This window comes from Halomonas halophila, assembly GCF_030406665.1.
GTDB classification, from domain to species: domain Bacteria; phylum Pseudomonadota; class Gammaproteobacteria; order Pseudomonadales; family Halomonadaceae; genus Halomonas; species Halomonas halophila.
On sequence record NZ_CP129121.1, the window covers coordinates 709,970 to 725,796 of the forward strand.

Genomic DNA, 15,827 nt, shown 5'->3' on the forward strand with positions numbered 1-15,827 from the left:
GAGGTGACCCATGTATAGCAAGATCCTGTTGCCGGTGGACCTCAACGAGGAGGCCTCCTGGAGCAAGGCGCTGCCCACGGCGCTGGCACTGTGCAAGAGCTTCGGTGCCTCGCTGCACGTGGTGACGGTGATGCCGGACTACCGCATGCCGCTGGTGGGGGCCTATTTCCCCGAGGACTTCGCCGCCAAGGCTCACCAGGAAGTGACCAAGGCACAGCACGAGTTCATCCAGCAGCACGTGCCGGACAACGTCCAGGTGCAGAGCGTGATCGTCGAAGGCTCGCCCTGGGAGGCGATCATCAAGGCCGCCAAGAAGCTCGACATCGACCTGATCGTGATGGCCTCCCACAACAAGCGCAAGTTCGCCGATTACGTGCTCGGTCCCAACGCCGAGCATGTGGTGCATCACAGCAAGATGTCGGTGATGATCGTGCGCTGAGGCGCGTTCCGCGTTCCGCGACGCCCACGTCCCCACCCGGGGGCGTGGGCGTCGTCGTGTCGGCGGGAATGATCCGGATCACGGCGGGGTGGCGGGGGAACGACTAGAGTAACCAGTGACAGGCGGCGATGCCGGGCCGAAGGGGCGACGGCGGTCGCCTGCTCGACCCGGCAAATCCGGGACTCCAGCGTCGGCAAACGGGGGTGTCACCATGTGTGCAGCAGCCACGAAGAGCGGCGGTAAGGACAGTTCTCAGGTGCGAATCCGCATTCGTCCGATCGGCATGGACAAGCCTCGAATCTGGCTGGCCGAAGGGTTCGCCGACTTCCGGCGTGCCACGACGGTGAGTCTGGCCTACGGGCTGTTCTGGGTGGGGCTGAGCCTCGCCATCACCGCGGGGGCCTTCGTGCTGGGGCTGTGGCACTGGCTGCTGCCGCTGATCGCCGGTTTCATGTTCCTCGGTCCGCTGGTGGCGGTAGGCTCCTACGGCATCAGCCGGGCGCTGGAAGCCGGGCGCGAGCCGACCCTCGGCGACGCCTTCGGTGCCTGGACCGGCCATGTCGGCTCGCTGGCGATGATGGGCGTGATGATGATGATCTTCTTTCTCGCCTGGATCCGCCTCGCCACCCTGCTGTTCGCGCTGTTCTTCGGCCTCGGCGCCCCGGACCCGGCGACTCTCTACGCGACGCTGCTGACCACGGTGGAAGGGCTCGGCATGCTGGCCGTGGGGACGGCGGTCGGGGCGCTGCTGGCCTTCGGCGCCTTCGCCATCAGCGTGGTGGCCATTCCGACCCTGATGGACCAGGACCTGACCTTCATGGAGGGCATCGAGGCCAGCATCCGGGCGGTGGCCGGCAACCTGCGCCCGATGATGCTGTGGGCCGCCATCATCACCGGGTGCGTGATGGTCGGGGTGGCCACCTTCTATATCGGCCTGGCGCTGATCCTGCCGGTGCTCGGCCATGCCAGCTGGCACGCCTATGAGGACCTGGTGCGCATCGATACCGACGAGGGGGATACGCGGGCCTGAGCCGCAGGCGCGCGCTTCCGCTGCCGTGCCTGACGGCGTGGCGGGATTCGCGTAATCTTGGCGCCGAGACTGCCAATCCGGAGCCCCGACATGCGCCTTCGACGCCTGCTGCCCTTGATCCTGGTCCTGCCCTGGTGCCTGGCGGCGACCGCCGCCGAGCCCCTGCCCGAGCCCGAGGGGCGCGTGATGCTGACCGTCAGCGGCGACATCACGCGCACCAACGGCGAGGGCAAGGCGCGCTTCGATCGCGCCATGCTCGAGGCCCTGCCGTCCCGTATCATCGAGACTCACACCCCCTGGCACGAGGCGTCGGCCCGCTACGAAGGCCCGCTGGGCGAGGCGATATTCGAGGCGGTGGGCGCACGGGGCGACCAGGCCAGGGTGATGGCGCTGAACGGCTTCGAGGCCGAGGTGCCGCTCAGCGACTTCACCCGCTACGGCGTCATCCTGGCGATGACGCGCGACGGGGAGCCCATGCCGATCCGCCGCTTCGGCCCCCTGTTCGTGCTCTATCCCTTCGACGAACGCCCCCACCTGCTCAACGAGGAAACCCGCTTTCGCTCGGTGTGGCAGGTCGTGCGCATCGAGATCCACTGACCGACGAGGAGCCGCCCGGTGCGCCATTCTCCGCTGCGCCTGAAGCTCGGCGTCGTCGCGGCCCTGCTGCTGTTCGTCGCCGCCATCCTGCTGGTCGGACTGGTCGCCTGGCGCCAGGACAGCCTGGTCTGGCGGGTCGGCGGCGATACCGTCTGGCACGCCTACAAGCTCGACCGTGACGCCGTCGAGCTGCGCAGCTACCTGGCCATGAGCGAGGCGGCCCCCGAGGCCCTCGACGAGGCGCGGTTGCGCTTCGAGCTTCTTTACAGCCGGCTGACGCTGCTGCGTGGCGGCAAGATCGCCGATCTCATCGATCGGGTGCCCGGCTCCGAGTCGCTGGTCGACGAGATCGAGCAGCAGCTGCAAGCGCTGGACAGGCGGCTGCAGGGGCTCAATACCCTGACCCCGGTCGCCCGCCAGGACATGATCGAGCGCCTGGGCAGGATCAGCCGGCCGGCCGAGCGGTTGATCATCACCATCAACGGGCATCTGGCGAGCGTCTCGACCCACGAGCGTGATCGCCTGCAGTGGCTCTATGGCCTGTTGCTGGCGCTGATCCTGGGCATGAGCGTGGCGGCCATGCTGGTGGTGACCTTCCTGATTCGCGAGGCCCGTGACAACGCCGCCGCGCGTCGCGCCCTGGAATCGCTCAGCCGCGAGCTGGAGACCACGGCGCGTCGCGCCGAGTCGGCCAGTCAGGCCAAGTCCGAGTTCCTCGCCACCGTCAGCCACGAGATCCGCACGCCGCTCAACGGCGTGATCGGCATGAGCGACCTGCTGGTGGAGCAGTCCCTGCCCGAGCGGGCCCGTCATTACGCCGACACCATCCATGAGAGCGCCAGCCGCCTGATGGAACTGATCAACGATATCCTCGACTTCTCCAAGATCGAGGCCGGTCGCCTGGAGCTCGAGCATCGCACCCTGAATGTGTCCGAGCTCGTCGATGGCGCGGTATCGCTGTTTCGCCCCCACGCCGAGGCCCGTGGCCTGCGGCTCGAGCGAATCCTCGATCCGACGCTGCCGGCCCATGTCATCAGCGACCCCGGCCGGCTGCGTCAGGTGCTGCTGAACCTGCTGTCCAACGCCTTGAAGTTCACCGACGAGGGGACGGTTCGCGTCGAGGTGGAGCGCGACGGCGAAGGGGAGCTGTGCTTCGCGGTGATCGATACCGGCTGTGGCATCACCGCCGATCAGCGCTCCCGACTGTTCGAACCCTTCCGCCAGGGCGATCCCGGCACGGCGCGTCGCTTCGGCGGCAGCGGCCTGGGGCTGGCGATCAGCAAGCGACTGGTGGAGGCGCTAGGCGGCGAGATCGGCATGGAAAGCCGGCCCGGCGAGGGCAGCCGCTGCTGGTTCCGGGTGCCGTTGCTCGAGGCGGCGGCTCCGGCAGAGGCCTCGACGACCGCGCTGGCCTTGGACAGCCCCGCCCTGCACGACGCCCGCCTGCTGGTGGTCGAGGACAATCCGGTCAACCAGCAGGTGGCGCTGGCCATGCTCACCAAGCTTGGGTGTCGCGCCAGCCTGGCGAGCTCCGGCGCCGAGGCCCTGGCGAGCGTCGCCCAGGAGCGCTTCGATCTGGTGTTCATGGACGTGCAGATGCCGGACATGGACGGCCTCGAGGTGACCCGGCGCATCCGCTCACGGGGCGGCTGGCTGGCCGACATGCCGATCGTGGCGATGACCGCGGGCGGGCCGCTGGGCGATCAGGCGCGCTGCCTGGCGGCGGGCATGAACGGCTATCTGGCCAAGCCGCTGTTGCAGGCCTCGCTGCTCAAGGTGCTGCATCGCCATCTGGCATGTCGGGAGACGCTGGCACGACCGGCCTCGCCGACGCTCTCCGGCGAGCCCGTGACGGCGGCGGAGCCGACGCTGGACGACGAGGCGATGGCGGCGCTGCGCGAGAGTCTCGACGCCGAGGCGATGGTGGCGCTGGTGGCGCGCTATCGCCAGGAAGCCGAGGGGCATCTCGCGTCGCTGGACGCCGCCTTCGCCGCGTACCAGGCCGAGGACGTGCAGCGCCTGGCGCATCAGCTCAAGGGCGAGTCCGCCACCCTCGGGGCGGTACGGGTGGCCGCGCTGGCCGCCCGGCTGGAGCATGCCGCCCGGGACGATGCCCTGGCCGGCGAGGAGGCGACCCTGGCCGCCCTGCGCCGGCGGCTGGACGAGGCCCTGGCGGCGTTGGAGGGCGAGACCGCCGCTCCCTGAGCCTGGCATCGGACGCGGGGCGTTGTGGCCGTGGCCGGCCGCCGCCTACACTGCGCAGATCGTCGTCTCGCGAGGTCGCCATGCCCGCTGCTTCCGCCTCTCCCGCTTCTTCCCACCGGCCCGCCTCGCCGCGCACGGCCGCCAGCGACAGCCTCGACCCCGAACGGGCCGCCGCCGAGCTGTCCGAGGCGCTGGCCGGGCCAGCGCTCGGCTTCGTGCTGTTCTTCTGCAGCGCCGACTATCCGCTGGCGGCACTCGGCGAAGCCCTGGAGCGTGCCTTCGCCCCTGTGCCCCTGGCCGGCTGCACCACGGCCGGCGAGATCACTCCCGTGGGCTACGGCCGCGGCTGCATCGTGGCCATCGGCTTCGACCGGCCCGAGTTCGCCATCGCCTGCGCGCGGGTCGCCGACCTCGACGCCTTCGCGCTGCCCCAGGCGCAGCGGATGGTCGACGGCCTGCTCGCCGACTGTCGTCGCCGGTCGCCCGGCGACGACGTTCGTCCCTTCGTGCTGACCCTGCTCGATGGCCTCTCCAGCCGCGAGGAGCAGGTGCTGTCGACCCTCGAGGCCGCGCTCGGCGGCATCCCGAACTTCGGCGGCTCCGCCGGCGACGACAACCGTCTGAGTCACACCTACGTCTATGCCGATGGCGGCTTCCATGATGCCTCGGCGGTGGTGGTGATGATCGCCAGCCGCCGGCCCTTCGAGGTCTTCACCACCCATCATCTGCGGCCACGCCGCGAGAAGCTGGTGGTCACCGCGGTGGACCGGGAGCGGCGGCGGGTGCTGGAGCTCAATGCCGCGCCCGCCGCCGAGGAGTATGCCCGCCTGGTGGGGCGTTCGGTCACCGAGCTCGACCCCGGGGTCTTCGCCCACCATCCGCTGGCGGTGCGCATCGGCGAGTCCCACTACGTGCGCTCGATCCAGCGGGTCGACGACGACGGCGGCCTGCGCTTCTACTGTGCGGTGGAGAACGGCATCGTGCTGACCGCCATGGAGCCGGCGCCGCTTCTCGAGGAGCTTTCCGGAATGCTGGAGGGGCTGGAGCGACGCCTCGGGCCGCCGGCGCTGATCCTCGGCTGCGACTGCTTCCTGCGGCGCCTGGAGCTGGAGGCCCAGGGGCGGATGGAGGAGGCCTCGCGTCGGCTGGCCGAGGCACGGGTGGTGGGCTTCAACACCTACGGCGAGCAGCACCAGGGACGGCACATCAACCAGACCTTCACGGGGGTGGCGATTGGATCTCGGGACTGAGCGAGCGGACATCGAGCCCGCCACCGAGCGCGAACGCGCGCTGGTGGAGGAGAACGCGCGACTGCGGCGCATCTGCGGCGCGCTGATCGAGCGGGTGGAATCCGCCGGCATGGCCGACGGTGCGCCCTACGGCGCCTTCGAACACGCCGTGCTGCTCGCCGAGCAGGTGCGCGAGCGCACCGACAGCCTGCATCGCACCCTCGAGGCGCTGGAGGAGGCCCGGGCCGAGGCCGAGGCGGCCAATCGTTCCAAGACCCGTTTCCTGGCCGCCGTGAGCCACGACCTGCTGCAGCCGCTCAACGCCGCCCGCCTGTTCGCCAGCGCCCTGGAGGACCAGGCCCTGCCCGAGGCGGCGGCGCGCCAGGTCGGCCATATCGGCCGTTCGCTCAAGGACGTCGAGGCGTTGCTCGGCACCCTGGTGGACATCTCGCGGCTGGACGCGGGCGTGCTGACGCCGGATATCGCGACCTTCCCGGTGGCCGAGCTGCTCGACGTCATCGCCGAGGAGTTCCGCCAGCTGGCCGGTGCCCGGGGGCTCGACTTCCGCTACGTGCCCAGCGAGGCCGTGGTCAGCTCCGACCTGGCGCTGCTCGCCCGGGTGGTGCGCAACTTCCTGACCAACGCGGTGCGCTACACCGAGCACGGCCGGCTGCTGCTGGGCTGCCGGCGCCGCCGCGACGGGCTCGAGATCCTGGTCGGCGATACCGGGCCCGGCATCGACGAGGCCCAGCAGCAGGCGATCTTCCTCGAGTTCCGTCGCGCCGTGAGCGAGCCGGCCGAGGGCGATCGCGGCCTGGGGCTGGGGCTCGCCATCGTCGACCGCATCGCCGCCATGCTCGATCACCCGCTGCATCTGGCCTCGCGGCCGGGGCGCGGGGCGCTGTTCTCGATCCGGGTGCCCTATGGCCGGCGCGAGGAGGCGCCGACGGCGGAGGTGCCGCCGGGCATGCACGATCTGTCCGGCGCGCGGATCTGGGTGCTCGACGACGACCCGGCGATCCTCGAGGGCATGGCGGCGCTGCTGGAGGGCTGGGGCTGTCGGGTGCGCTGCGCGGCCACGCCGGCGGCGCTGGAGGCCGCCGGCCGGCGCGAGCGCGCCGACCTGCTGCTGGTCGACTACCAGCTGGCGCCAGGCGACCCGGACGGTCTCAGCGTGGCGGACCGGCTGCGCCGACGCCACCCCGGGCTCGGCGTGGTGGTGATCTCCGCTCATCAGGATGGCGAGCTCACGCAGCGGGCCCGGGATCGCGGCTACGACTGCCTGCTCAAGCCGGTGAAGCCGCTGCGGCTGAGGCTGTTGATCGCCCATCGGCTGGAGGCGGGCGGCGCCTAGTCGTGCTGTGGCGTCGTGGGCGACAGGCGTGCCAGCCGGGCGGCCAGCTCACCCTGGTCGGCGGCCAGGATGGCCTGGACCCGGCTGCCGACGTTGAGCTTGCGCAGGATCGCCGAGACATGCGTCTTGACCGTGGTCTCGGCGATGTCGAGATCCCGGGCGATCACCTTGTTGGCGTCGCCCCGCACCAGGCGGGCGAGCACCTCGAGCTGCTTGTCGGTGAGGGCGTCCAGCGGCGAGGGCGCCTCCGGGGTGGGGGGTGCGGCGAACGAGGCATGATCCTCCAGCGTGGGCGAAGGCGGACGGCGCATGATGTCCGGGGGCAGGTAGATCTGGCCGCTCAGCACCTGGCGCAGCGCCTCGAGCATCGCGCGGCGCGGCGTCGACTTGGGAATGTAGCCCACCGCGCCCAGGGCGATGGACTCGAGGATCAGGTTGCGTTCGCGCTCGGCGGAGACCACCACCACCGGCAGCGCCGGACAGGCCTCGCGCAGCCGCTCGAGCCCGGCCAGCCCGGCGGCATCGGGCAGCCCCAGGTCGAGCAGCAGCAGGTCGAGCTCTTCGCTCTCCTCGGCGATGCCCTTCAGGGCATCCTCGAGGCTGCCGGCCTCGAGCAGCCGACAGTTGGGCAGGCCGGCACGAATCGCCGCGCCGATCGCCTCGCGAAACAGTGGGTGGTCGTCGGCCACCATCAGGGTGTTCATGGGGGACTCCTTGGAACGCTCGGGCGCCGGTCCGTCTTTCCCTGGGCCCTCCTACCGAAGGAGGAGGCGTTCTCCTGCCATCGCAGTATGTCCTAGACGTCGGGGCTGGCCAAGACTGGGGTGGCAGTCACATAACCACAACAGCGGGAGACACGCCATGATCTACGCCAACCCCGGAAGCCCCGAGTCCGCGGTGAGCTTCGACGCGCGCTACGGCAACTACATCGGCGGCGAGTTCGTGCCGCCGGTCAAGGGCCAGTATTTCGACAACGTCAGCCCGGTCAACGGCAAGCCGTTCTGCGAGATTCCCCGTTCCACCGTCGAGGACATCGACAAGGCGCTGGACGCCGCCCACGCCGCGGCACCGGCCTGGGGCAAGACCTCGGCCGCCGAGCGCGGCAATATCCTGCTGAGGATCGCCGACCGCATCGAGCAGAACCTCGAGCTGCTGGCCGTGGCCGAGACCTGGGACAACGGCAAGGCAGTGCGCGAGACCCTGAACGCCGACCTGCCGCTGGCGGTGGACCACTTCCGCTACTTCGCCGGCTGCATCCGCGCCCAGGAAGGCACCGCGGCGGACATCGACGCCAATACCGTGGCCTATCACTTCCACGAGCCGCTGGGCGTGGTGGGGCAGATCATTCCCTGGAACTTCCCGATCCTGATGGCGGTGTGGAAGCTGGCGCCGGCGCTGGCCGCGGGCAACTGCGTGGTGCTCAAGCCCGCCGAGCAGACCCCGGCCTCGATCCTCAAGCTGATGGAGCTGATCGGCGACCTGCTGCCGCCGGGCGTGGTCAACGTCGTCAACGGCTACGGCGCCGAGGCCGGCCAGGCGCTGGCCACCAGCACCCGGATCGCCAAGATCGCCTTCACCGGCTCGACCCCGGTGGGCTCGCACATCCTCAAATGCGCCGCCGAGAACATCATTCCCTCCACCGTGGAGCTGGGCGGCAAGTCGCCGAACATCTACTTCGCCGACATCATGGACGCCGAGCCCGAGTTCATCGACAAGGCCGCCGAGGGCCTGGTGCTGGCCTTCTTCAACCAGGGCGAGGTGTGCACCTGCCCGTCGCGGGCGCTGATCCAGGAAGACATCTACGACGCCTTCATGGCCAAGGTGATGGAGAAGGTCGCGACCATCACTCGCGGCAACCCGCTGGACACCGACGTCAAGGTCGGCGCCCAGGCCTCCCAGGAGCAGTTCGACAAGATCATGTCGTACATGGAAGTGGCCCGCGAGGAGGGCGCCGAGTTCCTGACCGGCGGCGACAAGGAGCACTTCGATCCGGCCTATGACAGCGGCTATTACATCCAGCCGACCCTGCTCAAGGGCCACAACAAGATGCGCGTCTTCCAGGAGGAGATCTTCGGCCCGGTGGTGGCGGTGACCACCTTCAAGAACGAGGAAGAGGCGCTGGCCATCGCCAACGACACCGAGTTCGGCCTCGGCGCCGGGGTCTGGAGCCGCGACATCAACGTCGCCTTCCGCATGGGCCGCGGCATCCAGGCCGGCCGGGTGTGGACCAACTGCTACCACCAGTATCCGGCCCACGCCGCCTTCGGCGGCTACAAGAAGTCCGGCGTCGGCCGCGAGACCCACAAGGTCGCCCTCGAGCACTATCAGCAGACCAAGAACCTGCTGGTCAGCTATGACACCAATCCCCTCGGCTTCTTCTAGGAAAGACTGACGTGTCGCTGTGCCAGTGACATGGCGCCGTCATTCCCGGAAAGCCCCGACCCCGGGCATCGAACCCGGGGCATTCCCTCCCTGACGCAGCCTGCTCCGTCGCCTCCGGCGGCGGGGCTCTCCTACCCGTTGTTGAGGAGAAAGCACATGGACAGCACGATGCAAGCCGCCGTGGTGCGGGCCTTCGGTGAGCCGCTGAGTCTCGAGGAGGTCGAGGTGCCGCGGCCCGGGCGCGGCGAGATCCTGGTCAAGGTGGCCGCCTCCGGCGTCTGCCACACCGATCTTCACGCCGCCCACGGCGACTGGCCGGTCAAGCCCGAGCCACCCTTCATCCCGGGGCACGAGGGCGTCGGCCACGTGGCCGCGGTGGGTGAGGGCGTGACCCATCTCAGGGAAGGCGACCGGGTCGGCGTGCCCTGGCTGTATTCCGCCTGCGGCCACTGCGAGCACTGCCTGGGCGGCTGGGAGACCCTCTGCGAATCGCAGCAGAACACCGGCTACTCGGTGAACGGCGGCTTCGCCGACTACACCCTGGCCGATGCCGGCTACGTGGGGCGTCTGCCGGACAACGTCGACTTCCTCGAGATCGCGCCGGTGCTGTGCGCCGGGGTCACCGTCTACAAGGGCCTCAAGATGACCGACACCCGCCCCGGCCAGTGGGTGGTGATCTCGGGCATCGGCGGGCTCGGCCACATGGCGGTGCAGTACGCCCGGGCCATGGGGCTCAACGTCGCCGCGGTGGACATCGACGACGACAAGCTGGCGCTGGCCAGGCGCCTGGGCGCCAGCGTGACGGTCAACGCCCTGACCACCGATCCGGCGGCCTACCTGAAGCGCGAGATCGGCGGCGCCCACGGCGTTCTGGTCACCGCGGTCTCGCCCAAGGCCTTCGAGCAGGCCCAGGGCATGGTGCGCCGCGGCGGCACCATCTCGCTCAACGGCCTGCCGCCCGGCGACTTCCCGCTGCCGATCTTCGATACCGTGCTCAACGGCATCACCGTGCGTGGTTCCATCGTCGGCACCCGCCAGGACCTGCAGGAGGCCCTGGACTTCGCCGGCGAGGGCAAGGTCAAGGCCACCGTCCACGGTGACCGGCTGGAAAACATCAACGACGTCTTCCAGCGCATGATCGACGGCAACATCGAGGGCCGGGTGGTGCTCGACATGCAGTAGGCCGTGGGCGAGCCAGGGCCCGGCAAGCGGCAACAGAACGAGGCGGGGCACGACGTGAGTCGTGCCCCGCCTTCTTTCGATGCTCGGTCGGGCATGCCTCGGGCATCGAGCGGGACAAGGAACCGATAGGCGGGCCGGACACGACGACGGCGACCCGAGGGTCGCCGTCGCCAGGGCACGGAGCGTCAGACTCAGGCCGGATTCAGGTCCTGGGGCGGTTCGCCCACCGAGCCCGGCATCGCCTGGACGTTGGCGTTGTCCTGACCGGCCCGGGCCAGGAAGTAGAGATGGCGCTCGTACTCGGTGACCACGTTATGGATCACCTGGGCCCGGGTGTAGCCGTTGAGGTCCTGCTCAAGCCCGCCCTCGTTGAGGTAGACGTCGAAGCGCACGTAGTAGTCGTCGTCCACCGGCAGGAAGCTCGGGGTGCGTAGGCGGTGGGCGCGGACCTGGTAGACGAAGCTGGCGGCGTCGTCGAAGTCCACCTGCAGGGTCAGCTGGCGCAGCGGCTCGCCCTCGACGGCCTCCTCGGTCACCGTGGCCGTCTGGCCGCGGCTCTCCAGCTCCTCGGCGAACTGGCGCAGGGCCGGCCGGATGGCGTGCTCGAGGGTGGCGGCGGCGCCGGCGCGGTTGGAGGTGTCCAGCGCCCGGTCGAGGCGCTCGCGCCAGTCGCTGTGGGTGCCGGTGGCGCCGATCTGGCGGCGGGTGTCGGCCTTGGTGCACTCCAGCTTCAGGGCGCGGCTCATGCCGGCCATGATGGCGAAGATCACCAGCGAGAAGGGCAGGGCGGTGATCACCACCGCGCTTTGCAGCGCCGAGAGGCCGCCGGCCATCAGCAGCGCCACGGTCACCAGGCCGATGGTGGCCGACCAGAACACGCGCAGGCGGATCGGGGCGTCGTGGTTCACGTCCGACAGGATGGAGGTGAAGTTCGCCAGCACCAGGGCGCCGGAGTCGGCGGAGGTGACGAAGAACACGATGCCGAGGATGGTCACCACCGAGGCGGTGATGCCGATGTACGGATACTGTTCCAGGAAGGTGTAGATGGTGGTCTGCGGCGCGCTCAGCGCCTGCTCGCCGAGTTCGACGAGGCCCTGGTTGGCGACCATCTCGATGCCGCTGTTACCGAAGATCGACATCCAGGCCATCATGAAGCCGAGCGGCAGCAGCAGGGCGCCGAGCACGAATTCGCGGATGGTGCGGCCGCGCGAGATGCGGGCCAGGAACAGGCCGACGAAGGGCGTCCAGGCGATCCACCAGCCCCAGAAGAAGATGGTCCACCAGCCTTTCCACTGCTGGGCATCCTCGCCGGCGAAAGCGTAGGTGTCGAAGCTCTTGCCGACGAAGCTGCTCAGGTAGTCGCCGGCGTTGAGCACCATGGCATCGAGCAGGTGCAGGGTGTTGCCGGCGAACAGCACGAACAGCAGCAGCGCCACGGCCAGCGCCATGTTGAACTCGGACAGGCGGCGGATGCCCTTCTCGACCCCGGTGATCACGGAGATGGTGGCCAGGATCATCACCAGCACGATCAGCACCACCTGAGTGGCCAGGCTCTCGGGCACGCCGAACATGAAGGTCAGGCCGTAGTTCAGCTGCATCACGCCGATGCCGAGGCTGGTGGCGATGCCGAACACGGTGGAGATCACCGCGGTGATGTCCACGGCATTGCCGATCGGGCCGTTGATGCGCTTGCCGAGCAGCGGGTAGAGGGCGCTGCGGATGGCCAGCGGCAGGCGATGGCGATAGCTGAAGTAGGCCAGCGCCATGCCCATCAGCACGTACATGCCCCAGCCGGACAGGCCCCAGTGAAGGAAGGTCTGCGGCACGGCGGCGCGCATGGCCGCGGCGCTCTCCGGCGCCATGTCCGGCGGCGTTAGATAGTGCGACAGCGGCTCGGCCACGCAGAAGAACAGCAGGTCGATGCCGATGCCCGCGGCGAACAGCATCGAGGCCCAGGACAGCAGCGAGAACTCGGGCCGGGCGTGGTCGGGGCCGAGTCGGATGTTGCCGACGCGTGAGCAGCCGATGGCGATCACGAAGACCAGATAGACCACGGCGGCCAGCATGTAGTACCAGCCGAAGGTGTCGCTCACCCAGGCCAGGGCGGCGTCGAAAAAGGCGCCGGCCTCCTCGGTGAACGTCATGGTCAGCACCAGGAAGACCAGAATGCCTGTCACGCTGCCGTGAAAGACGGTGCGATTGATGCGATCTCGTCGCTCGGGATGGGCGGTGTAATCCGACATTCGCAAATGACTCCTGTCGCAGGGGTGACTTCTTTTTTTGAATGAACGTTCAAATAAAATACGCACATCCCCTGATGCCTGCAACAGCACGGATCGCAAGGCGAAGTATTCTTTTGCTTTCGGACACGAAAACGCCCGGCCAGTGGCCGGGCGTGGTGTGCTGTAACTTTATGAAATTTAATCGTTAATAGGCGTCTTGCTCGGCCCGCTCGGGACCGCCATGCGAGCCGGGCTTGCCGTGATGGCCTCGCTCGCCGCGATGGCCCGGGCCGTCATGGGGCGGGCGCATGGCCTGCTCCAGCTCGGCGATCTGGGTCTCGCTCAGGAGCTCGGCCAGGGCATCATGGTGCTGGTCGCGCATCGCCTTCCAGGCCTGGCGGCGTTCGTCTCGCGAGTCGAACGACTGGGCCTTCAGCGCCTGGGCATCATCCATGAAGGCGTGGTGCAGCTCGTCCAGCGACTGGCGGGTCTCGTCGTCCAGGTCCCAGCCGTCGATCACCGCATCGACCCGGGCCTTGATCGCCTCCCGCGCCTCGGTGCGATGTTCCTGGCGGATCTGCTGGCGGGCCTCGTCCAGGGCCGCGCGCTGCTCGTCGTCGAGGATCCCGTCGATCTGCTCGCGATAGTCCTGACGCAGTGCCTGGATGGCCTCGCGATGCGCCTGCTGGGCCTCGGCGAGCTCGTCACGGGTCTCGGCATCGATGCCGGCGCGGTCGAACAGTGCCTCGCGCTGCTCGGCGTGGAAGCCGGGCTGGCCATGGGCCTCGCCGTGGGCGGGGGCGGCGCTGGCGGAGAACGCCAGCGGCGCGATGGCGGCGGCCAGCAGGGCGGGGGCGAACAGCGTGCGGGTCAGGTGCGTCTTCTTCATCTCGGGCAATCCTCTTGGCCTCGAATGGACACCTTCACTGTCGCCCCCGGGTGTGCAAGCGGTTTGCAGCCAGCGTGCAAACTTCGAGGACGCCGTCCGGCTCGTGCCCTGTCACTCCTCCGGCTGGTACTTGTAGCCGACGCCGTAGACCGAGCGGATGATCTCGCGCTCGGGCCAGATCTCGGCGATCTTCTTGCGCAGTTTCTTGATGTGGCTGTCCACGGTGCGTTCGGAGACGATGCGATGGTCGCGGTACATGTGATCCATCAGCTGCTCGCGGGAAAAGATGCGCCCGGGGGAGTGCATCATCACCCGCAGCAGCTGGAACTCCACCGCGGTCAGCCCCAGGTCGTGGCCATCGGCCAGCGCTCGCCAGCCCTCGTCGTCGAGGCTCAGCTGGGCCTCCTCCGGTGCCTCCTCCGGCGCGGTGGCGGCGCGGCTGCGACGCAGCACGGCCCGGGCTCGGGCCACCACCTCGCGGGGGCTGAACGGCTTGCAGATGTAGTCGTCGGCGCCGAGCTCCAGGCCCAGCAGGCGGTCGACCTCCTCGACCCGGGCGGTGAGCATGATGATCGCCACGCCGGGCCAGCGCTGGCGGATCTCGCGGCACAGCGTCAGGCCGTCGGTGCCGGGCAGCATGAGGTCCAGCAGCACCAGCTCGGGCAGCACCTCGCGCTCCTCCAGCCAGGGCATCACGGCGTCGCCGTGCTCCAGGTGATGCGGCGCGAAGCCGCTGCCCGTCAGGTAGTCGGCCACCAGGCGGGCGATCTTGGGTTCGTCCTCGACGATCAGGACGGTATCGGTCGCGAGTTCCGTTGTGCTCATGCGTCTTCCTCCCTGAGCTGATGATCGGCGATGGCGGGAAAGGTCAGGGTCCAGCATAGCCCGTTGAGCGACGAGGCACTGGGCGTCATCTCGGCGCCGTGGGCACGGGCCAGGGCCATGGCGATGGAGAGGCCCAGGCCGCTGCCGCCGCTGGCGCGATTGCGCGAGCCCTCGACCCGGTAGAGGCGCTCGGTGAGCCGCGGCATCTCCGCCTCCGGCACGCCGGGCGCGCTGTCTTCCCAGCACAGCCGGTAATGGTCGCCTACCGCAGTGAGCGTGACCCGCAGCCGTCCTGGCGTGTGGGTGTAGGCACAGGTGTTGTCGAGCAGATTGGTCCACAGCTGGCGTAGGCGCTGGGTGTCGCCGCGGATCCAGGCCGGGCCGGGGATGTCGGTCTCGAGCGTGATGTCGGCATCCTTCAGCCAGGTGCCGGCCTCGTCGAGGCGATCGCCCAGGCTGGCGGCCAGGTCCAGCGGTGCCAGCTGCACCTCCAGGGCGCCGGCATCGCTCTGCGACAGCAGCCGAAGGTCGGCCACCAGGCGCTCCAGCTGCCCGACCTCCTGGCCCAGCGAGCCGAGGCTGTCGAGGTCCAGCGGACGGATGCCGTCCTGCATCGCCTCGATTTCGCCGCGCAGCACGGCCAGCGGGGTGCGCAGCTCGTGGGCGATGTCCGAGACCCAGCGGCTGCGGGCCTCGCGGCTGGCCTCCAGGGTCGCGGCCAGCACGTTGAAGTCCCGCGACAGGCTCGACAGTTCATCGCGGCCGCGTTCGGGCAGGCGGATGCTGTAGTCGCCCTCGGTGAGCCGGCGGGTGCCGAGCATCATGCCCCGGGCCCGCCGCCCCAGCCACCAGGAGAGCCCCCCCGCGAGCAGCAGCGAGGCCAGTCCCAGGGCGCCGACGATGATCGTCAGGTTGCGCTGCTGCTGTGTGAGAAAGATGCGATCCATGCGCGCCATCAGCTGCTGTGGCGGACGATAGCCGAGGGTGCCGACCCGCTCGCCGTCGCTAACGATGGGCAGCCAACGCAGCTCCGCGGCCTCGAGATCGTTGTCCGGCGGCAGGCCGATGACCGGCAGGCCGCCGGCGTCGTGGAGCACGAAGTCCTTGGGGTCGCCCAGGCGGCGTTCGATGCCCTCAGGTGGCGCCTCGCCGGGCCACAGCTGGCGGCGCACCACCTGATGCCAGGCCCGTGGCGACTGGCGCAGCCACTGCCAGTCGCCGCGCCTTGCCCACTCGTCGGCGAGCCCGGTGGCCAGGGTCTCGGCGCGGCGGGTCTGGGTCCGGTCCAGGTACTCGATGAAGCCCTGGTCGAGGCTTCTCGACACGGCAATGAAGACCAGCCCCGAGATGGCGACGTTGACGATCAGGATGATCGCGAACAGCTTGACGCCGAGTCGGGACACGGCCGGATTCAGGGCGTGGCGAAGGGACATGGCATGGGCTCTCGGCTGAACGGGCAAAGTGCCCTAGCGT

Annotated in this window: 13 protein-coding genes; 8 read left to right on the top strand and 5 right to left on the bottom strand. The window is 69.3% G+C overall.

Annotated elements, in window-relative coordinates:
* The first annotated feature begins 10 nt into the window (after nucleotides 1-10).
* The 6 genes from QWG60_RS03265 (at nucleotide 11) to QWG60_RS03290 (ending at nucleotide 6,854) form a co-directional block, all read left to right on the top strand.
* Nucleotides 11-439 (top strand): universal stress protein, encoded by a 429-nt coding sequence (locus tag QWG60_RS03265; RefSeq protein WP_146907780.1) that lies wholly within the window; start codon nucleotides 11-13, stop codon nucleotides 437-439.
* Nucleotides 440-650: 211 nt separating this feature from the next.
* Nucleotides 651-1,469, top strand: coding sequence for a DUF2189 domain-containing protein (locus QWG60_RS03270; RefSeq protein ID WP_146907781.1), 819 nt, complete (start codon nucleotides 651-653; stop codon nucleotides 1,467-1,469).
* Nucleotides 1,470-1,559: 90 nt separating this feature from the next.
* Nucleotides 1,560-2,066, top strand: coding sequence for an oxidoreductase (locus tag QWG60_RS03275; RefSeq protein ID WP_035594906.1), 507 nt, complete (start codon nucleotides 1,560-1,562; stop codon nucleotides 2,064-2,066).
* 18 nt (nucleotides 2,067-2,084) lie between these two features.
* Nucleotides 2,085-4,271 carry an ATP-binding protein gene (locus QWG60_RS03280; RefSeq protein ID WP_146907782.1) on the top strand — a complete coding sequence of 729 codons (2,187 nt, stop codon included), beginning with the start codon at nucleotides 2,085-2,087 and terminating at the stop codon, nucleotides 4,269-4,271.
* A gap of 80 nt (nucleotides 4,272-4,351) precedes the next feature.
* On the top strand, nucleotides 4,352-5,521 hold the full coding sequence (gene nosP / locus QWG60_RS03285; protein WP_046079312.1) for a nitric oxide-sensing protein NosP: 1,170 nt from the start codon (nucleotides 4,352-4,354) through the stop codon (nucleotides 5,519-5,521).
* A complete protein-coding gene (locus QWG60_RS03290; RefSeq protein ID WP_146907783.1) occupies nucleotides 5,505-6,854 on the top strand; it encodes an ATP-binding response regulator in 1,350 nt (449 codons plus the stop codon). Before nosP ends, QWG60_RS03290 begins: the two co-directional genes overlap by 17 nt.
* On the opposite strand, the gene QWG60_RS03295 is transcribed toward QWG60_RS03290, so the two are convergent.
* Nucleotides 6,851-7,558: a response regulator gene (locus QWG60_RS03295; protein ID WP_046079310.1), complete on the bottom strand. Its 708-nt coding sequence runs from the start codon at nucleotides 7,556-7,558 to the stop codon at nucleotides 6,851-6,853. The two genes, QWG60_RS03290 and QWG60_RS03295, sit on opposite strands and share 4 nt — an antisense overlap.
* A 157-nt stretch (nucleotides 7,559-7,715) precedes the next feature.
* Here QWG60_RS03295 and exaC point away from each other — a divergent pair, with 157 nt between their 5' ends.
* Nucleotides 7,716-9,236 carry an acetaldehyde dehydrogenase ExaC gene (gene exaC, locus QWG60_RS03300; RefSeq protein WP_146907784.1) on the top strand — a complete coding sequence of 507 codons (1,521 nt, stop codon included), beginning with the start codon at nucleotides 7,716-7,718 and terminating at the stop codon, nucleotides 9,234-9,236.
* A gap of 156 nt (nucleotides 9,237-9,392) precedes the next feature.
* Nucleotides 9,393-10,418: an alcohol dehydrogenase AdhP gene (gene adhP / locus QWG60_RS03305; protein ID WP_173834944.1), complete on the top strand. Its 1,026-nt coding sequence runs from the start codon at nucleotides 9,393-9,395 to the stop codon at nucleotides 10,416-10,418.
* Nucleotides 10,419-10,609: 191 nt separating this feature from the next.
* On the opposite strand, the gene betT is transcribed toward adhP, so the two are convergent.
* The 4 genes from betT to QWG60_RS03325 form a co-directional block, all read right to left on the bottom strand.
* Nucleotides 10,610-12,661 carry a choline BCCT transporter BetT gene (betT, locus tag QWG60_RS03310; protein WP_046079308.1) on the bottom strand — a complete coding sequence of 684 codons (2,052 nt, stop codon included), beginning with the start codon at nucleotides 12,659-12,661 and terminating at the stop codon, nucleotides 10,610-10,612.
* Nucleotides 12,662-12,845: 184 nt separating this feature from the next.
* On the bottom strand, nucleotides 12,846-13,529 hold the full coding sequence (locus QWG60_RS03315) for a hypothetical protein (protein WP_146907785.1): 684 nt from the start codon (nucleotides 13,527-13,529) through the stop codon (nucleotides 12,846-12,848).
* A gap of 111 nt (nucleotides 13,530-13,640) precedes the next feature.
* Nucleotides 13,641-14,354, bottom strand: coding sequence for a response regulator (locus tag QWG60_RS03320; protein WP_146907786.1), 714 nt, complete (start codon nucleotides 14,352-14,354; stop codon nucleotides 13,641-13,643).
* On the bottom strand, nucleotides 14,351-15,787 hold the full coding sequence (locus tag QWG60_RS03325; protein WP_146907788.1) for an ATP-binding protein: 1,437 nt from the start codon (nucleotides 15,785-15,787) through the stop codon (nucleotides 14,351-14,353). The genes QWG60_RS03320 and QWG60_RS03325 overlap by 4 nt, the downstream gene beginning before the upstream one ends.
* Between the last annotated feature and the right edge of the window lie 40 nt (nucleotides 15,788-15,827).

Coding starts and splice junctions, on each gene's coding strand:
- QWG60_RS03265 (WP_146907780.1), top strand. CDS start 11: ATGTATAGCAAGATCCTGTTGCCGGTGGACCTCAACGAGGAGGCCTCC.
- QWG60_RS03270 (WP_146907781.1), top strand. CDS start 651: ATGTGTGCAGCAGCCACGAAGAGCGGCGGTAAGGACAGTTCTCAGGTG.
- QWG60_RS03275 (WP_035594906.1), top strand. CDS start 1,560: ATGCGCCTTCGACGCCTGCTGCCCTTGATCCTGGTCCTGCCCTGGTGC.
- nosP (WP_046079312.1), top strand. CDS start 4,352: ATGCCCGCTGCTTCCGCCTCTCCCGCTTCTTCCCACCGGCCCGCCTCG.
- QWG60_RS03295 (WP_046079310.1), bottom strand. CDS start 7,558: ATGAACACCCTGATGGTGGCCGACGACCACCCACTGTTTCGCGAGGCG.
- exaC (WP_146907784.1), top strand. CDS start 7,716: ATGATCTACGCCAACCCCGGAAGCCCCGAGTCCGCGGTGAGCTTCGAC.
- adhP (WP_173834944.1), top strand. CDS start 9,393: ATGGACAGCACGATGCAAGCCGCCGTGGTGCGGGCCTTCGGTGAGCCG.
- betT (WP_046079308.1), bottom strand. CDS start 12,661: ATGTCGGATTACACCGCCCATCCCGAGCGACGAGATCGCATCAATCGC.
- QWG60_RS03315 (WP_146907785.1), bottom strand. CDS start 13,529: ATGAAGAAGACGCACCTGACCCGCACGCTGTTCGCCCCCGCCCTGCTG.
- QWG60_RS03320 (WP_146907786.1), bottom strand. CDS start 14,354: ATGAGCACAACGGAACTCGCGACCGATACCGTCCTGATCGTCGAGGAC.
- QWG60_RS03325 (WP_146907788.1), bottom strand. CDS start 15,787: ATGTCCCTTCGCCACGCCCTGAATCCGGCCGTGTCCCGACTCGGCGTC.